Annotated in this window: 16 protein-coding genes; 9 read left to right on the top strand and 7 right to left on the bottom strand. The window is 59.5% G+C overall.

Annotation, left to right across the window (positions count from 1 at the left end; genetic code table 11):
- The first annotated feature begins 116 nt into the window (after window positions 1–116).
- The gene (locus JQ845_RS10670) at window positions 117–596 is read left to right on the top strand and encodes a GlcG/HbpS family heme-binding protein (protein ID WP_203008968.1); all 480 of its coding nucleotides are present in this window, start codon (window positions 117–119) and stop codon (window positions 594–596) included.
- Window positions 597–628: 32 nt separating this feature from the next.
- The gene (gene uraH, locus JQ845_RS10665; protein ID WP_003438508.1) at window positions 629–1039 is read left to right on the top strand and encodes a hydroxyisourate hydrolase; all 411 of its coding nucleotides are present in this window, start codon (window positions 629–631) and stop codon (window positions 1037–1039) included.
- A 38-nt stretch (window positions 1040–1077) separates the two neighbouring features.
- Here uraH and JQ845_RS10660 read toward each other — a convergent pair whose 3' ends face one another.
- Genes JQ845_RS10660 through JQ845_RS10640 form a run of 5 tightly spaced genes read right to left on the bottom strand, consistent with a single transcriptional unit; the run spans window position 1078 to window position 5261 of the window.
- Window positions 1078–2301 carry a methyltransferase gene (locus tag JQ845_RS10660; RefSeq protein WP_203008967.1) on the bottom strand — a complete coding sequence of 408 codons (1224 nt, stop codon included), beginning with the start codon at window positions 2299–2301 and terminating at the stop codon, window positions 1078–1080.
- Window positions 2282–2971 (bottom strand): ABC transporter permease, encoded by a 690-nt coding sequence (locus JQ845_RS10655; RefSeq protein WP_003438518.1) that lies wholly within the window; start codon window positions 2969–2971, stop codon window positions 2282–2284. The genes JQ845_RS10660 and JQ845_RS10655 overlap by 20 nt, the downstream gene beginning before the upstream one ends.
- A complete protein-coding gene (locus JQ845_RS10650) occupies window positions 2971–3663 on the bottom strand; it encodes an ABC transporter permease (protein ID WP_003438519.1) in 693 nt (230 codons plus the stop codon). The genes JQ845_RS10655 and JQ845_RS10650 overlap by 1 nt, the downstream gene beginning before the upstream one ends.
- Window positions 3664–3721: 58 nt before the next feature.
- Entirely contained in the window at window positions 3722–4474 is a 753-nt protein-coding gene (locus JQ845_RS10645) for a transporter substrate-binding domain-containing protein (protein ID WP_003438520.1), read from the bottom strand.
- A 13-nt stretch (window positions 4475–4487) separates the two neighbouring features.
- Window positions 4488–5261 carry an ABC transporter ATP-binding protein gene (locus JQ845_RS10640; RefSeq protein ID WP_003438521.1) on the bottom strand — a complete coding sequence of 258 codons (774 nt, stop codon included), beginning with the start codon at window positions 5259–5261 and terminating at the stop codon, window positions 4488–4490.
- A gap of 535 nt (window positions 5262–5796) precedes the next feature.
- On the opposite strand from JQ845_RS10640, the gene gabP reads away from it, so the two are divergent.
- From gabP to gltS, 4 genes are all read left to right on the top strand, one after another.
- Entirely contained in the window at window positions 5797–7188 is a 1392-nt protein-coding gene (gabP, locus tag JQ845_RS10635; protein WP_010656840.1) for a GABA permease, read from the top strand.
- A 190-nt stretch (window positions 7189–7378) separates the two neighbouring features.
- Window positions 7379–8104: an IclR family transcriptional regulator gene (locus tag JQ845_RS10630; RefSeq protein ID WP_003438523.1), complete on the top strand. Its 726-nt coding sequence runs from the start codon at window positions 7379–7381 to the stop codon at window positions 8102–8104.
- 20 nt (window positions 8105–8124) lie between these two features.
- Entirely contained in the window at window positions 8125–9063 is a 939-nt protein-coding gene (gene hutG, locus JQ845_RS10625) for a formimidoylglutamase (RefSeq protein WP_127195685.1), read from the top strand.
- 58 nt (window positions 9064–9121) lie between these two features.
- Window positions 9122–10330 carry a sodium/glutamate symporter gene (gene gltS / locus JQ845_RS10620; RefSeq protein ID WP_003438528.1) on the top strand — a complete coding sequence of 403 codons (1209 nt, stop codon included), beginning with the start codon at window positions 9122–9124 and terminating at the stop codon, window positions 10328–10330.
- A gap of 12 nt (window positions 10331–10342) precedes the next feature.
- On the opposite strand, the gene JQ845_RS10615 is transcribed toward gltS, so the two are convergent.
- Entirely contained in the window at window positions 10343–12616 is a 2274-nt protein-coding gene (locus tag JQ845_RS10615; RefSeq protein WP_203008966.1) for an ATP-binding protein, read from the bottom strand.
- Window positions 12613–13218: a biliverdin-producing heme oxygenase gene (locus JQ845_RS10610; protein ID WP_127195687.1), complete on the bottom strand. Its 606-nt coding sequence runs from the start codon at window positions 13216–13218 to the stop codon at window positions 12613–12615. Before JQ845_RS10610 ends, JQ845_RS10615 begins: the two co-directional genes overlap by 4 nt.
- Window positions 13219–13425: 207 nt before the next feature.
- On the opposite strand from JQ845_RS10610, the gene JQ845_RS10605 reads away from it, so the two are divergent.
- The 3 genes from JQ845_RS10605 (at window position 13426) to JQ845_RS10595 (ending at window position 15416) form a co-directional block, all read left to right on the top strand.
- Entirely contained in the window at window positions 13426–13674 is a 249-nt protein-coding gene (locus JQ845_RS10605; RefSeq protein WP_003438536.1) for a DUF1272 domain-containing protein, read from the top strand.
- Window positions 13675–13750: 76 nt separating this feature from the next.
- Window positions 13751–14104, top strand: coding sequence for a metalloregulator ArsR/SmtB family transcription factor (locus JQ845_RS10600; RefSeq protein WP_003438539.1), 354 nt, complete (start codon window positions 13751–13753; stop codon window positions 14102–14104).
- 19 nt (window positions 14105–14123) lie between these two features.
- On the top strand, window positions 14124–15416 hold the full coding sequence (locus JQ845_RS10595) for an arsenic transporter (protein WP_203008965.1): 1293 nt from the start codon (window positions 14124–14126) through the stop codon (window positions 15414–15416).
- The last annotated feature ends 166 nt before the right edge of the window (window positions 15417–15582 follow it).

The raw sequence follows: 15582 nt of genomic DNA, 5'->3' as shown, positions 1-15582 counted from the left end.
TCTGCACAGGCTAGGCGTCTTCTGTGGCATTGCCTATTACAAACTTGTAATGCAACTGACGGGGTTTTGACGGAGCTCTCTGGCTAAGGTGTCGGCACTCGTTAAGGAGCTTGCCGATGATGCTGAAAACTTTGCTGTTATGGACTGCGATGGGCGTTGCCGGTGCGGCCCAGGCTGCGCCAAACCTGGCGCGTCATGCTGATCTGGACCTGGCCACCGCCCGCCAGCTGGCCGATGCCACGCTCCAGCACTGCTCCGGTGCGCTGAGCGTGCTGGATCGCGGTGGCAACGTACTGACGGCCATGCGCCCCGAGGCGGTAGGCCCGCACAACCTGCTGGCCAGCCAGCGTAAAGCCTTTACCGCGCTGTCGAGCAAAACCCCGACCCGTCTGTTTGCCGAGCGTGCGCGCAGCAATCCCGAAGCTGCGAACCTCAACTCCATTGCTGAATTGTTGCTGCTGGGCGGTGGTGTGCCGCTGTTTGCAGCCGGTGAGCTGGTGGGCGCGCTGGGTGTGGCGGGGGCCGGTGGTGCAGAGCAGGACGAGGCCTGCGCAATCAAGGCCGCCGAACAGATTGGCCTGACGACTCAACGCTGAGTTGAGTGTTTTTTAACCATTGAGGAAGACCGATGAAAGCTTTGCGAATCACTTTGACGGCCTTGAGCCTGAGTGCAATATCGAGCCTGGCACTGGCGGCGGGCAACCCTTTGAGCGTGCATGTGCTCAACCTTGAAAACGGCCTGCCTTCGCCAGGGGTTAACGTAACCCTGGAAAAACACGTTGGCCAGAACTGGCAGCCGCTGGCACAGGGTGTGACCAACGAACAGGGGCGCATCGGCGAGTTGTTCCCGGAGAAACAGGCAATGGAAGCGGGTCAGTACCGGGTGGTTTTCAAAACCGGCGAGTACTTCAAAAAAGCGGGGCGGGATACTTTCTTTCCGGAAATTCCGGTGATTTTCGAAGTGAAAAATGCGGATCAGCACTATCACATTCCGTTGCTGCTGAGCCCTTACGGGTTCTCGACCTATCGCGGATCCTAAACCGCAGCCAATCATTGTGGGAGCGGGGCTCCCACAAGTTATCCACAGCGCTGCGCCAGCAACATCAGATTGCGCGGGGTCAGGTGGCTGTCGCAGAACTCCCCAAGCTGCACCTCATAGCCGCGCTCACTCAGGTACAAGGCCCGATCCAGCACCAGCCACAGTTCCATCGGGCGGCGGAACAGCCCGCGTACCAGCTCCAGATTGCGCACCTGTGCCAGCCGTTTCCAGCCTGCTGCCTGAAGTGCAGGCCAGTCTTCTTCGCCGTTTGTGGATAAGTTCTTCAGCTGCGCCAGGTCTTGGCAGTATTGAGCGAAAGGCTTATTGAGCCAGGTTCCGGGCAGCGAGGGTGTGGATAAGTACTGGTCGCACTGACGGTGCTGGCGTTGCCACAGGTCGAAGCTAAGGCGTCGCGCCATTGACTCATCGCGCTGGCGCCGCACCCGGCTGCCGGCGGTCACGGTTTCGCTCATCGGCAAGCTCAGGTCCTGCAGTGACAGGCGCAGGGTCGAGGTGCGGGCCGCTGTGGATAACGGCTGATAGTGGGTGGCGCTGATACGGTTGTAGCAGCAGGGCGAGATCGCCAGTTGTGCACAACCCACGGCGCTGGCCAGTTGCAGCAGGCGCACATGCAGATCACCACAGGCATGCAGGGCGACGGGGGTCATGTCGGCCCGCAGGTGTAATTCGACGTCAGGGGCGAGGACGTCCTGTTGTACGTGCCGGGCCGGCAAGTGGTGACGCTGGCTCAGCGCCTGACCTGCGTCGATCAGGGCCGGGTCGTATTCCAGGCACGTCAGCTGCTGCTCACCGGTTAACAACCGGCGTCCCAAATGGCCTTTGCCCGCGCACCAGTCCAGCCAGTGAACGGGGGCCTGCCTGAAGTCAAGGCTTTGGGCGAAGGCTTCTATTTGCTGCCATTTGCGGCCCGGGACGTCCACTTGCAAGCGCTGGGGGGCCGGTGCCAGGGCTTGCCCGGGCAGGCGCTCGACGCTGCCGAGGGCGAGGGAGGTGGCGGCCAGTTGCGGGAACGGCGCGGGGGCAGACAGGTATTGGGGCTGGTTGTGACTGGCTTCGGCGTCTTGCAGGGAGCGCCCGCGCAGCCACCGGGCCAATTCGGGATGTTGCGCTTCCCACGGCATATTCAGTTCGGTGAATGGCCGTGGGCGCCACAGGTGCTGGTGGTCGCGCAAAAACCTGTCCAGTGCCTCGAAGCGGGCGAGCAGGGGCTCGCCCTTGTGATTAACGCCCCTGGCAGGCATCGACGCGCAACCAGCGCTCCAGCAATTTGAAGCCCTGAATCAGCACAAACGACATCACCAGATAGATCACACCGGCTATCAGGAACATGTCCACCGTCTGGTAGGTGCGGGAAATGATGGTGCGGGTCATGCCGGTCAGTTCCAGCAGGGTCACGGTGCTCGCCAGCGAACTGGCCTTGAGCATCAGGATCACTTCGTTGCTGTAGGCCGGCAGGCCGATACGCGCAGCACGGGGCAGCACGATATGCACCAGGGTCTTGAAGCGCGACATGCCCAGGGCGCGTGCGGCTTCGATTTCACCCGGCGGGATGGCCTGGATTGCACCGCGCAGGATCTCGGCGATGTACGCCGCGGTGTGCAGGGTCATGGTGATCACCGCACACCAGAACGGGCTGCGCAGGTACGGCCACAACACGCTTTCACGCACTACATCGAACTGCGACAGGCCGTAATAGACCAGAAACAGCTGGATCAGCAGCGGCGTGCCACGGAAGAAAAAGATGTAGGCATAGGGCAGCGAACGCACGTACCACAGGCTGGATGAGCGGGCGATACCCAGTGGAATGGCGACAATCAGACCGGCGATGACCGAAAGGGCAGTCAGTTCCAGTGTCAGGGTTGCGCCCTGAATCAGCTTGGGCAGCCACTTGATGAAGAGTTCCAGGAGCATTACGTTCTCCTCACAAAGCCGCGCGCCGCGCGTTTTTCAAGCACATGCATGGTGCCCATGGCCAATACGGTCAGGCCCAGGTACATCACGGCAGCCACCATGTAGAAGGTGAACGGGTGTTTGGCGAAGGTCACGGCGTTCTGTGCCTGACGCATGATTTCTTCCAGACCGATGACCGATACCAGCGCGGTGTCTTTCATCAGGATCATGAACAGGTTGCCCAGGCCGGGCAGGGCGATACGCCACATTTGCGGCAGCACCAGCTTGCTGAAAATCCGCGGCCTCGACAGGCCCAGCGCCAGGCCCGCTTCGCGGTGACCTTTGGGGATGGCCAGAATGGCACCGCGAAAAACCTCAGTGGCGTAAGCGCCAAAGCACAGTCCCAGAGCCAGCACACCCGCCGCGAAGGCACTGAGGGTGAGGTCGGGCATGCCGATGAATTCGCCGAGGGCACGTACGGCATTCACGCTGCCGAAGTAAATCAGCAAGACCCACAGCAGCTCCGGAACGCCGCGCACCAGAGTCGAATACGCGCCGCCCAGCCATCGCAATGGTTTGTAGGACGAAGTTTTGGCCAGTGCACCGAGCAACCCGAGCACCAGGCCCAGACACAGCGCAGTGAGTGCCAGTTTGACGGTCATCAGCGCGCCAGCGGCAAGCGCCGGGCCGAATCCGTATAAGTCGATAGTCATAAATTAGGCAGGCTTTGCTAGGGACCGGCGCAGCCTTGCGGCGCGCCGGTCAGGCAGGTCATTCAATGCTGAATGGGAAATACTTGTCGTTGATCTTTTTGTAGGTGCCGTCTTCTTTGATTTCTTTGAGCGCGAGGTTCAACTTGGTACGCAAGTCGCTTTCGCCTTTACGCAAAGCAATGCCGACCTTGTCGTCTTCGTTGATCGGGTTGCCCTTGAACTCATAGTCCTTGCCCGCCGGATCATCCTTCAACCAGCCATAGATGGCGTACTTGTCAGCCAGCAGTGCGTCTACACGGCCCGAGGACAAATCGAGATAGGCGTTTTCCTGGGTATCGTACAAGGCGATGTCCCCACCCACGTTATCTTCCAGCCACGTTGCGGCCTGGGTTGAGCGCTGGGTGCCCAGTTTTTTGCTTTTCAGCGATTCAATGTCGGTTTTGAAATCGACACCTTTCTTGGCCACGAACTGCTGTTTGTTGGAGTAGTACGGGTCTGTGAAGTCGACAGCCTGTTTGCGGTCGTCAGTGATCGACAGGGAAGAGACAATAAAGTCGTACTTCTTGGCGTTCAGTGCGGGAATGATGCCGTCCCAATCCGAGGTCACAACTTCGCACTCGGCTTTCATCTTGGCGCACAGGGCCATGGCAATGTCGTAGTCAAAACCGACCACTTGCCCGCTGGCGTTCTTGTTGTTGAACGGAGGGTAGGCCCCTTCGATCCCCACTTTGTACTTATCAACAGCCAGGGCATTGGCACTGAATACCAGGCTGGCGGCAGCGGCCAGGAGAAGCTTTTTATAGTTTTGCATTCGTGTTGCTCCGTTAGCGGTTGCTGGACATGAATTGTTTACAGCGCGCTGAAACCGGGTTGTCGAACACCTGTTCTGGCGACCCTTGCTCTTCGATCAGGCCCTGGTGCAAAAACACGACTTGCGAAGACACCTGACGGGCAAAGCCCATTTCGTGGGTGACCAGCAGCATGGTGCGACCTTCTTCGGCGAGCGCGCGGATTACACTAAGTACTTCCTGGACCATTTCCGGGTCAAGTGCCGATGTGGGTTCATCGAACAGGATTACTTTGGGCTGCATGGCCAATGTGCGGGCAATTGCGGCACGTTGTTGCTGGCCGCCGGACAATTCTGACGGATAGGCATGGCGTTTTTCGGCGATGCCGACCTTGGCCAGCAACGCTTCGGCAACTTCGATTGCCTCAGCCTTGCTCTGGCCCAGGACACGACGGGGAGCCTCGATAATGTTGTCGAGGATGGTCATGTGCGGCCATAGATTAAAGTTTTGAAATACAAAACCCAATTCACTGCGCATGCGATTGATCTGCTTGCCGTCGGCTGCGACCAGTTCGCCATTTTTGGCTTTCTTGAGCTTGAGTTCTTCGCCTGCGACCAGGATCTGGCCCTCATGGGGGTTTTCCAGCAGGTTGATGCAGCGCAGCAGGGTCGACTTGCCGGAGCCGGAAGAACCCAGGATCGAGATCACGTCACCGTCGCGTGCGGTCAGCGAGATACCTTTAAGTACCTCAAGCTCGCCGTAGCGTTTATGCAAGTTGCGGATTTCAAGCGCGGGCGTGGCCAAAGCCATGTGCGTTCCTCATTGTGTTCGGGAGCGATCCTGCTGTGTGGCGGCCAAGCTAGCATAGGGCCACAAAGGCAACCAGCTGCTCTAAAGGAACAAAAGGCGAGAGGGTGGCCGTTTGTCGCATCCCGACAGCAGACTGTCGCGCGGACAACAACCGACCCTGTAATTTGCCGCTCGGCCAGACAGGTGTCGCTTAAAAAAGGTCGCGATGTTGCCAGCTTTGGCCCTGTGTTGGAAGCGTGAACCTACTAAAGGGCACAGATGCGCACCGCTTTTGGGCCATACGGGCAGTTTTGAGTATTTTTGGTGCGTTTTGGTGCCTGTGACTGAGTGTTACGGTAACGCTTTGGCAAAAAGCCATTACTCTCAACGGGTTGCAACGCCAGAGATGAATCGATGCAGCCCGCGCAAACCGTGCACTTGTCACATTTTGGCTCATTTATTGCGTAAATAATTCTAAACGCCCCGTTGGTTACTTTTTACGAGAAGGTAAGCAGGCGCGGCGCTCGGAATGGCTTTCACTGCAAAGGTAGTCCCAATGAGCAATACGCAAACTCCTAACGGCCTGGAGCAAGGGCTCAAACCACGGCATGTGACCATGCTGTCGATTGCCGGGGTCATCGGTGCCGGTCTGTTTGTCGGCTCCGGACACGCGATTGCACAGGCGGGTCCTGCAGTGCTGCTGGCATACGCCGCAGCGGGTACGTTGGTGGTGCTGGTGATGCGCATGCTGGCCGAAATGGCCGTCGCATCCCCTGACACCGGTTCGTTCTCCACCTACGCCGACCGTGCCATCGGGCATTGGGCCGGCTTCACCATTGGCTGGCTGTACTGGTGGTTCTGGGTGCTGGTCATCCCGCTGGAAGCCGTCGCCGCCGGCACCATCCTGCATGCGTGGTTCCCCGGTACGGAGATCTGGGTATTTACCCTGGTCATCACTCTGTTGCTGACCGCGACCAACCTGTTCAGCGTCAAGAACTACGGCGAATTCGAGTTCTGGTTTGCGCTGGTTAAAGTGCTGGCGATTATCGGCTTCATCATTTTGGGGCTAATGGCGATTTTCGGCCTGCTGCCAAACAGTCAGGTCAGCGGCGTTTCGCATCTGGTGGACAATATGGGCTTTATGCCCAACGGCATGGGCGCTGTGCTGGCCGCCATGCTGACCACCATGTTCTCGTTCATGGGCACGGAAATCGTGACCATCGCGGCGGCTGAATCCAAAGACCCGAGCAAGCAGATCACCAAGGCCACCAACTCGGTGATCTGGCGTATCGGCTTGTTCTACCTGGTGTCGATCTTCATCGTTGTGGCACTGGTGCCGTGGAACGATCCGGGCCTGGCCCAGTTCGGCTCCTATCAGACCGTGCTTGATCGCATGGGCATTCCGAATGCCAAGCTGATCGTCGATATCGTGGTTCTGATCGCAGTTACCAGCTGCCTGAACTCGGCCCTCTACACCTCGTCGCGCATGCTCTACTCCCTGAGCAAACGCGGTGATGCGCCGGCGGCTGCCAAGCGTACCAACGCCAGCGGCACCCCTTACTGGGCGGTGATGATGTCTACCGGTGCAGCCTTCCTGGCCGTGTTTGCCAACTATGTCGCACCGGCAGCCGTGTTCGAGTTCCTGCTGGCCAGCTCCGGCGCCATTGCGCTGCTGGTGTACCTGGTGATTGCCATCTCGCAACTGCGCATGCGTCAGAAGCGTACGGCGCAGGGTGAGACCATCTCCTTCAAAATGTGGCTGTTCCCGGGCCTGACCTGGGCGGTCATCGTGTTTATCGTCGCCATCCTGACCATCATGCTGTTCCAGGAAGCGCATCGAGTTGAAATCATGGCCACCGGTTTGCTGAGCATTCTGGTGGTAGTGGCGGGCCTGTTGGTGGCACGTCGCCGACGTATCGAGAAGTTGGGGGCACCCGTACTGAACTGACGCCAGGACGGCGTTCCACCTTCAGTACAGCGGGCCGCCATCCCTCAGGATGGCGGCCTTTTTTGTGGGCGCAAGCAGGTGAATTGCTTACCGCTGATCGTTATCTGGCGGATTTTTCCCACTCAGTGGGAATCAAGTTTCAGCTAATGGGAAACTCCGTGCACCATGCCCGCAAGAGCATGAGGCCGATATGAACTACAACACGCCCACTGATCGTTTGCTGCAGATCCTCGTCACCCTGGGGCAATCCGGCGAGGCGATCTCCGCCAAAGAACTGTCCGAGCAGCTGTCACAGCCGCTCAGCAGCACCTATCGACACCTCAAGACCCTGTTGCGCTGGGGCCTGGCCGAAGAAAACGGTCAGGGCCGCTATTTGCCGGGGCCTGCCTGTTTGCAGCTGGCCAAGAAGTTCGATCGCGAAGCCGTGCTGGTGACGCTGGCCAAGGCTGAACTCAAGCGCCTGGCCGAACAGAGCCAGGAAAGCGTGGCATTGATGGTGCCGAGTAATGGCCAGGCGATTTGCATCGAGCTGGTCGACAGCCCGCAACCGCTGCGCTGCTGTTACCAGAAAGGGCTGGCCCAGCCGCTGTTGGTCGGTGCTTCGGCACGGGTGTTACTGGCGTACATGGATGAGGCACAAAGCCTGCCGATTCTTCAGGCGCAGGGCATCGAAAGTGAAGAAATCGCCACTTATCAGCGCAATTTTGCCGAGATTCGCGCGACCGGCTATGCCGTGAGCCTGAGTGAAATTGACGACGGCATCTGGGGCGTCAGTGCGCCGGTGGTCGACAGCCGCAACCGCCTGCTGGGTGCTATCAGCCTCATGGCCCCGGCCATCCGGGCACAACACCGCAGTGAACGCCTGATCCGCTGGACCCAGGATGTAGCGCTGCGCCTGAGCGCCCGGCTCGACTGAATTTGACTGGAGTTTCAAGCATGACCATGGTTCCCGAGATGCAGGTGTGGACAGGCCGCGTAGACGCTGCCGAAGGGCAGGGCGCACTGCGCTGGCATCAATGGGTCAAGCCCTTTGCCCGGAGCCAGCCTGCGGGCGCGGCACTGATCGGACTGGCCTGCGATGAAGGGGTCAAGCGCAATCAAGGCCGCACCGGTGCCCGCCTGGGGCCGCCGGCCTTGCGCAAGGCCCTGGCCAATCTGGCCTGGCACGGCCAGGCGCCGCTGTATGACGCGGGCGATGTGGGCTGTACCGACAGCGACCTTGAAGGCGCACAGCAGATCTACGCCTCCCACGTCAGCTTCCTGCTCGACCAGGGGCACTTGCCGTTGGGGTTGGGTGGCGGCCATGAAATCGCCTTTGCCAGCTTCAGCGGTCTGGCCGATCACTTGCGTCAGCGCAGTCCGCAGGCGCGGATCGGGGTTCTGAACTTCGATGCCCACTTTGATTTGCGGCATGCCGGGCAAAGCAGCTCGGGCACTCCTTTCCGGCAGATTGCCGAGTATTGCCAGCGTGCCGACATGCCCTTTACCTACTGTTGCCTGGGCGTCAGCCAGCTGAATAACACCGCTGCGCTGTTTGAACAGGCCGAGCAACTGAAGGTGCGTTACCGCCTCGACCGGCAGATGAACAGCTGGGATATCTCTGCCTGCGAAGCCCTGATCGACGAATTTTTACAAGAGGTCGACCACCTCTACATGACCATCTGTCTTGACGTTTTGCCCGCCAGCCAGGCGCCCGGGGTCAGCGCGCCGTCTGCCCATGGGGTGGACATGCAGATCGTCGAGCATCTGGTACGCCATGCCAAAGCCAGCGGCAAATTGCGCATGGCCGACATTGCCGAGCTCAATCCGAGCCTGGACACCGATAACCGAACCGCCCGTATCGGCGCGCGTCTGCTCGCCAGCCTGATTGATTGAGTTACTCCGTATATCCCTGAAACCGCTTGTTGAATCATAAGAAAAAGAGAAATTCGCCATGCTGACATTCGAACTGGATGCGTTGAGCACCCTTGCTCTCGCGCTGCTCCTGCTGGGCCTGGGTGCCCAATTGAAAAAACGCAGCTACTGGCTGCGCCAACTCTGTGTTCCGGCACCGGTGATTGGCGGCTTTGGTTTTGCCTTGGTGATCTGGCTGTTACGTGATCGGCAACTGCTCGACCTGACCCTCGATACCAGCCTGCAAACGCCGTTGATGGTGGCGTTTTTCACCACTGTCGGCCTGGGGGGCAGCCTGGGGCTGCTGCGCAAGGGCGGCAAGTTGCTGTTTATCTACCTGGGTGCGTGCTGGGGCCTGGCCCTGGTGCAAAACGTGGTGGGTGTCAGCGTTGCCAAGCTGCTGGGTATCGACCCGTTGCTGGGGATCATGGCCGGTGCGGTGTCGCTGGAAGGTGGTTTCGGTGCCGCGGCCGCGTTCGGCCCGATTGCCGAGAACCTCGGTGCGGTAGGCGCGACCACTGCCGCTCTGGCGGCAGCGACCTTCGGCATGGTGGCCGGCGGTTTGCTGGGCAGTCCGCTGGCGCGCTGGTTGATCGAGCGCAACAAATTGACGGTCAAGGCGGAGGAAGTGGGCAACCTCAAGGCTTTCGAAGAAGTGGTCCACACCCCGCCGGCGGCTCTGGATGCTGCGACCTTGCTGCGGTTGCTGACCTGCATCGTGGTGATCATGGTCCTGGGCTTCTGGCTGGGCGGCAGCTTGCAGCAGCATTTGGGCATCGTACTGCCGAGCTATGTGGGCGCGATGTTCGTGGCCATCATTCTGCGCAATATCAATGACCGCACCCAGGCTGTAGAGATGCCCGATCATGCCGTGAGCACCATTGGCGACGTGAGCCTGGGCATGTTCCTGACCATGGCCATGATGAGTCTCAAGTTCTGGGAACTGGAGAAGCTGGGGTTGCCGCTGCTGGTGATCCTGGTGGTGCAAGTGGTGATCATGATCCTGCTCTGCGTGTTCGTCCTGTTCCGCCTGTTTGGCCGCAACTACGACGCTGCAGTCCTGTGTGCAGGCTTCATGGGGCACGGTCTGGGAGCGACACCCAATGCCGTGGCCAACATGGGTGCCATCTGTGACCACTACAAAGTGTTCTCCTACAAGGCCTTCATCATCGTGCCGTTATGCGGCGCAGTGCTGATCGACATTGTGGCCATCCCCATGATCACCTGGTTTATCAACGCGTTCAGCTAAGGTCAGGTGATGTCAGGCCAGCTCTTGTGGGAGCTGGCTGCCTTCGACAGGCTCTACGCGGCGCACGGTAAAGCGGAATTCACTGCCTTGGCCCAGGGTGCTTTGTGCACTCAACAGGCCGCCGTGGGCCTTGATGATCCCTTGAGAGATGTACAGCCCAAGGCCAGTGCCAGAGGTATTTCCTTCCTTCGCCGTCCAGTAGCGTTCAAAGATGTGCGGCAGTTGCTCGGCCGGGATGCCTTTGCCGGAGTCGCGTACGCTGAACACAATGTCGTCTCCGCTGGTTATGGCGGCCACTTTGATGGTGCCTTGTGCAGGGGTGAACTTGATCGCGTTGCTGATCAAGTTCGACAGCACCTGGAACAGACGCTCGGGGTCGGCATGGATTTTCAGATCGGGCTCTGAGTGGAAGGTCAGCTCGAGCCCCTTGTCGGTGGCCAATGGCGTCAGCAACGACAGCGCTTCTTCAAAGATCTGGGTCACGTCCAGTGACTGGGGGGAGATCGTGTAGCGCCCGGCTTCTATCTTGGACGTATCGAGCAAATCTTCGAGCAGGATGTTCATGCGGCTGGTGGCCTGTTGCATGGTGTCGATGGCGGTTGTGATGCGCCGTGAAGCATGGGAGCCGTCACTGCTGAAGGTTTTCTGCATCATCCCGCACAGCATGGAGATGATGGTCATGGGGTTGCGCAAGTCGTGTGACACCACCGCCACCAACTCATCCCGCGCCCGTACTGCCTGCTGCTCGCGCAGAACCTGACGGCTCAGGTCATTTTCCAGTGCCGAGCGACGCAGGTCGTTGGCGGCGAACAAATCGCCGTGGCTCCATTTTTCGCAGATACCGTCCACCTCGACTTTCCACAGCTCGAACGAGGTGCGCGGGCTCAGTCGCAAACCGGTAGCGCTGCGTTCCAGGTTCAGAGGTTTATTCGGGTCGCCACTCCACGGGATGCTTTCTTTGATCTCGCTGCGAAACCACAGCACGGCATTGTCCACAGGCTTGGGCAGGCACATGGCCAACAGGCCGCTGGCGACGTCCTTGTACTCGGTGGCCGGGGCATAAACCGTCGACAGGCTGTGGGTGGAAAATACAGGGTCGCCGGATTGCTTGAACCATCGGTACAGATCACGGATTTGTTCGGGGTGCGGGCATTGGCCATAACGGTGCAGCACTTTGTCTTCGATGATGGCTACACCGCTGGCCCGGGTCAGTTCCATCAACAACCGTGGCTCCAGTGCCAGACCGTCGAACACATTTTCTGGGCCTTGCTCCATGGCGCTGTTCAGGTGCACCAGAGCGTCTATTTTTGCTTCTCGCTGGCGGCTGATTTCCAGGGTTTGCAAGGCACTGATCTGTAAGGACAGGACCTGGCCAATAGTCTGGCACGCCATGCGCAGCTCGTGCGGCACATGCAGGGGGGTGCGATGACCGCAACTGATCAGGCCCCAGAGCCGTTCGCCATCCATCAGGGAGATACTCATCGAAGACAGTACGCCCATGTTCTGCATGTATTGGCAGTGGATCGGCGACACGCTGCGCAAGGCCGCTCCGCTGAGGTCCAGGGCTTGCCCCGTGTCTGGGCGCAGTTTGGGGACCAGCTGTACCGGCTCATAGGCCGCGTCGGGAATGATGCGCAGCCAATGGGTGCGATACAGCTCGCGCGCCTGCACCGGGATGTCCGAGGCCGGAAAGAACATGCCGTTGAACAGCTCCATCGCAGGGGCTGAGGCTTCGGCGATGACCTGGCCGTGACCCTCTTCATGGAAGTGGTAAATCAGTACCCGGTCATACCCGGTCAGCGCCTGAATCTCGCTGACGCAGATTTCGTACAGCGCGGGCAGTGTCCTGGCCGCCTGCAGGCGTTGCAGTACGCGGCTCAGGTTGCGCACTTTGGCCATCGTGCTGTTGAGCTCGGTTTCATCGGGCTTTAACTCAAGTTCCAGAATCAGGGTGCCGTTGCTGCGGTGTAACAAGCCCTCCCAGGTCAGCCCCTGCAGATTCAGCTCCAGTGGCGGCATATCGATTTGCTCGACGAAGTGGCTGGCTTGTTGCACCGCGGCGGCTGCCTGCGGGCCGGTCAGCATCGACAGCGGTTGATTCAACAGGGCTGCAGGCAGCATGCCGAACAGCGTCTCGACATTGGCACTGACCTGCTGGATGAGCAGCTCGGGACCGCAGAGGCTCACCAAAATACCGTGGGGCTGAATGGCCCCCGGAAAACGAATGGGCTCGTCAGCGCAGTTGGCCAGCAAGACTTCAAAAGCTTCAGTATCCAGTGGGTTCATAACAACACCTCCTGACGTTCTAACCATTGCTCGAAACAGCTGAAAGTAAAACAGGCCGCCTTGACGGCCTCGGCGCGTGCCCCGGCGTCCAGCGGCATTGCGCAGAGAAACTCCAGGAACGATTTCCAGTTGCGGCCGGTGGCTTCGCCATATACATAGAGAAAGGCGCCACCGTCATGGGCTTGCAGCCCCAGGCGCTCGGATATTTGTTTGCGCAAGATATTGCCGCCCAGCGTGGCACCCTCAAGCACATATAAAACCCCAAGCACACTGGCTTCGCTGTTCAACTGCGGCAGGGTCGGGCACAGCGAGAGTGTCCCGGGATTGATGCCCAGGGCCTGCAGATCTTGCTCCAGGGCCTGAGTCTTTAGGCGTGCGTGCAGGTCAAAGCCCGGCGGGATCAAGGGGCTGTTTGCAAGCCTGCTCTCCATGGCCTGATAGAACCCGTAATAGGCCGCCAGCAAGCGTGTGTAACGTTGCAGGTCAAGGCTGTCCGAGAAAAACGGCAGGCGCTTCTCAAGCGCGACATGCAGGGTCTGGGTGCCGGAGCGGAGCTCGTGCAAAACCGAAGGCGTTGGCGGGGAGCTGGATTCGTATGGCATGCCGTGTGACGGGGCTCTCTGTGTACGCTTTGAAAGGAGCGCTGATCAAGATATGAAGGCGTGAAAATCAAAAAGTGCCATTCATTCAGATAGAAGGTTTTGATCTCACGCACAGCTCCGGAATTTTTACGCGCAAATTAACGATTGGCTTTTTGTTGGAAGCGTCTTAACTGCAACAACGAATGTTTTCGTCCAGCCGAGGTGCTCATGCTCGAATTACGCCCCAATTGCGAATGCTGTGATTGTGACCTTCCGCCTGATTCGTCCCTTGCGCGGATCTGTTCATTCGAATGCACGTTTTGCGCCTCCTGTTCGGAGCAAAAGCTGGGCGGGCTTTGTCCTAACTGCGGCGGCGAGTTGGTGGTGCGGCCGCGTCGGCCGGACAACAAGCTGGGCAACAACCCTGCATCCAAAACCCGAGTGAACAAGCCTGAAGGATGCAGCACCCGCAACTGACCTGTGCGGTTTATCCTGGTTGTTATTACATATGGAAATTCATATATTCGGATTCCCATATGCAAGGCGATGCGAGATGACGGACGATTTTTCCCCTCCGGCGATTTTTAAATGTCTGGCTGATGCCACCCGCATGCGCTCGGCGCTGCTCATCGTGCAAGAAGGTGAGCTGTGCGTGTGTGAGCTGATGTGCGCGCTGAATGACAGCCAGCCCAAAATCTCAAGGCATCTGGCGCAATTGCGCAGCAGCGGGCTGCTGCTGGACCGGCGTCAGGGCCAGTGGGTTTATTACCGGCTGAATCCGGCGCTGCCGCAGTGGGTCGTGGCGGTTCTCGACACCACCCTGAACGCCAACGGCCAATGGCTGCGCGACGATATGCTGCGCCTTGCAGCCATGGGCGATCGCCCTCAACGCAACCGCTGCTGCTAAGCCGGGTCGGGAGAGTTTTATGTTGGCTGCAGTTGCAATTTTTGTGTTCACGATTGTGCTGGTCATCTGGCAGCCCCGAGGGCTCGGGGTGGGCTGGAGCGCTTCTCTGGGTGCGTTGCTGGCCCTGATCTTTGGTGTGGTGCAGCCGGGCGATGTGCCTGTTGTATGGGCGATCATCTGGAATGCCACGGGCACTTTCGTGGCGCTGATCATCATCAGCCTGTTGCTCGATGAAGCCGGGTTCTTTGCCTGGGCGGCCTTGCATGTGGCGCGCTGGGGCAGGGGCCGCGGTAAAGGTTTGTTCGCTTGCATGGTGTTGCTTGGGGCCCTGGTTTCGGCATTGTTTGCCAACGACGGCGCGGCGCTGATCCTCACCCCGATCGTGGTTGCCATGTTGTTGGCGCTGCGATTTTCACCGGCGGCGACCCTGGCATTTGTGATGGGGGCCGGCTTCATTGCCGACACCGCGAGCTTGCCGCTGGTGGTGTCGAACTTGGTCAATATCGTCTCGGCGGATTACTTCAAAATCGGCTTCAACCAGTACGCCGCGGTGATGGTGCCGGTCAACCTGGTGAGCGTGGCTGCCACGCTGGGCATGCTGCTGTGGTATTTCCGGCGCGACATTCCCGCCGCCTACGACCCTGCGCAGCTGGCTGATCCGGCCAGTGCCATCAATGACAAAGCCACCTTCGTGGCGGGGTGGTGGGTACTGGGGATCCTGTTGGCGGGCTGTTTCGCCCTGGAGCCGCTGGGGATTCCCATCAGTGCCATCTCGGCCCTGTGCGCGGCTTTGTTGCTGGGCATCGCGGCTCGCGGGCACAAAATCTCCACCCGCAAAGTGCTCAGGGAAGCCCCCTGGCAAATCGTGATTTTTTCCCTGGGCATGTACCTGGTCGTCTACGGCCTGCGTAACGCCGGGCTCACCGATTACCTCGCGGGCTGGCTCGACGGCTTCGCCCGCTACGGTGTGTGGGGCGCGACCCTGGGGACGGGGCTGCTGGCAGCGTTGCTGTCATCGGTGATGAACAACCTGCCAACCGTACTGATCGGAGCCCTGTCCATTGACGCCAGCAACGCTAGCGGGGTGATCAGGGACGCCATGATCTACGCCAACGTGATCGGCAGCGACCTGGGGCCAAAAATCACCCCGATCGGCAGTCTGGCCACTCTTTTGTGGCTGCACGTACTGGCGCGCAAGGGGATCCGCATTAGCTGGGGTTACTACTTCAAGGTCGGGATCGTGATGACGTTACCGGTGCTCTTGATCACTTTGGCGGCACTGGCCGTGCGATTGGGAGGCAGCCTCCTGTAGGAGCGAGCTTTTCAGTCCGCCAACAGCTCGCGAGGCAAGCTCGCTCCTACAGGTTTTTTGGCGTCCGGAGGGGGTGTTGTATGGCGCCGGGTACATCGTCCGCCAGCTCTCTTGCCTGTAACCATTACCGGTATCTTCGGGGCTGATGCGCAAATGTGTGCGGGGC

Origin of the sequence: Pseudomonas paraversuta (assembly GCF_904063065.1) — a bacterium.
In the GTDB taxonomy this organism is placed as follows: domain Bacteria; phylum Pseudomonadota; class Gammaproteobacteria; order Pseudomonadales; family Pseudomonadaceae; genus Aquipseudomonas; species Aquipseudomonas paraversuta.
The sequence above is the reverse complement of the archived record's forward strand: the minus strand, read 5'-3'. Positions and strand labels throughout refer to the sequence as shown.

Excerpts from the sequence above, each read along its gene's own strand:
- JQ845_RS10670 (WP_203008968.1), top strand. The coding sequence starts at position 117 with ATGATGCTGAAAACTTTGCTGTTATGGACTGCGATGGGCGTTGCCGGT.
- uraH (WP_003438508.1), top strand. The coding sequence starts at position 629 with ATGAAAGCTTTGCGAATCACTTTGACGGCCTTGAGCCTGAGTGCAATA.
- JQ845_RS10660 (WP_203008967.1), bottom strand. The coding sequence starts at position 2,301 with ATGCCTGCCAGGGGCGTTAATCACAAGGGCGAGCCCCTGCTCGCCCGC.
- JQ845_RS10655 (WP_003438518.1), bottom strand. The coding sequence starts at position 2,971 with ATGCTCCTGGAACTCTTCATCAAGTGGCTGCCCAAGCTGATTCAGGGC.
- JQ845_RS10650 (WP_003438519.1), bottom strand. The coding sequence starts at position 3,663 with ATGACTATCGACTTATACGGATTCGGCCCGGCGCTTGCCGCTGGCGCG.
- JQ845_RS10645 (WP_003438520.1), bottom strand. The coding sequence starts at position 4,474 with ATGCAAAACTATAAAAAGCTTCTCCTGGCCGCTGCCGCCAGCCTGGTA.
- JQ845_RS10640 (WP_003438521.1), bottom strand. The coding sequence starts at position 5,261 with ATGGCTTTGGCCACGCCCGCGCTTGAAATCCGCAACTTGCATAAACGC.
- gabP (WP_010656840.1), top strand. The coding sequence starts at position 5,797 with ATGAGCAATACGCAAACTCCTAACGGCCTGGAGCAAGGGCTCAAACCA.
- JQ845_RS10630 (WP_003438523.1), top strand. The coding sequence starts at position 7,379 with ATGAACTACAACACGCCCACTGATCGTTTGCTGCAGATCCTCGTCACC.
- hutG (WP_127195685.1), top strand. The coding sequence starts at position 8,125 with ATGACCATGGTTCCCGAGATGCAGGTGTGGACAGGCCGCGTAGACGCT.
- gltS (WP_003438528.1), top strand. The coding sequence starts at position 9,122 with ATGCTGACATTCGAACTGGATGCGTTGAGCACCCTTGCTCTCGCGCTG.
- JQ845_RS10615 (WP_203008966.1), bottom strand. The coding sequence starts at position 12,616 with ATGAACCCACTGGATACTGAAGCTTTTGAAGTCTTGCTGGCCAACTGC.
- JQ845_RS10610 (WP_127195687.1), bottom strand. The coding sequence starts at position 13,218 with ATGCCATACGAATCCAGCTCCCCGCCAACGCCTTCGGTTTTGCACGAG.
- JQ845_RS10605 (WP_003438536.1), top strand. The coding sequence starts at position 13,426 with ATGCTCGAATTACGCCCCAATTGCGAATGCTGTGATTGTGACCTTCCG.
- JQ845_RS10600 (WP_003438539.1), top strand. The coding sequence starts at position 13,751 with ATGACGGACGATTTTTCCCCTCCGGCGATTTTTAAATGTCTGGCTGAT.
- JQ845_RS10595 (WP_203008965.1), top strand. The coding sequence starts at position 14,124 with ATGTTGGCTGCAGTTGCAATTTTTGTGTTCACGATTGTGCTGGTCATC.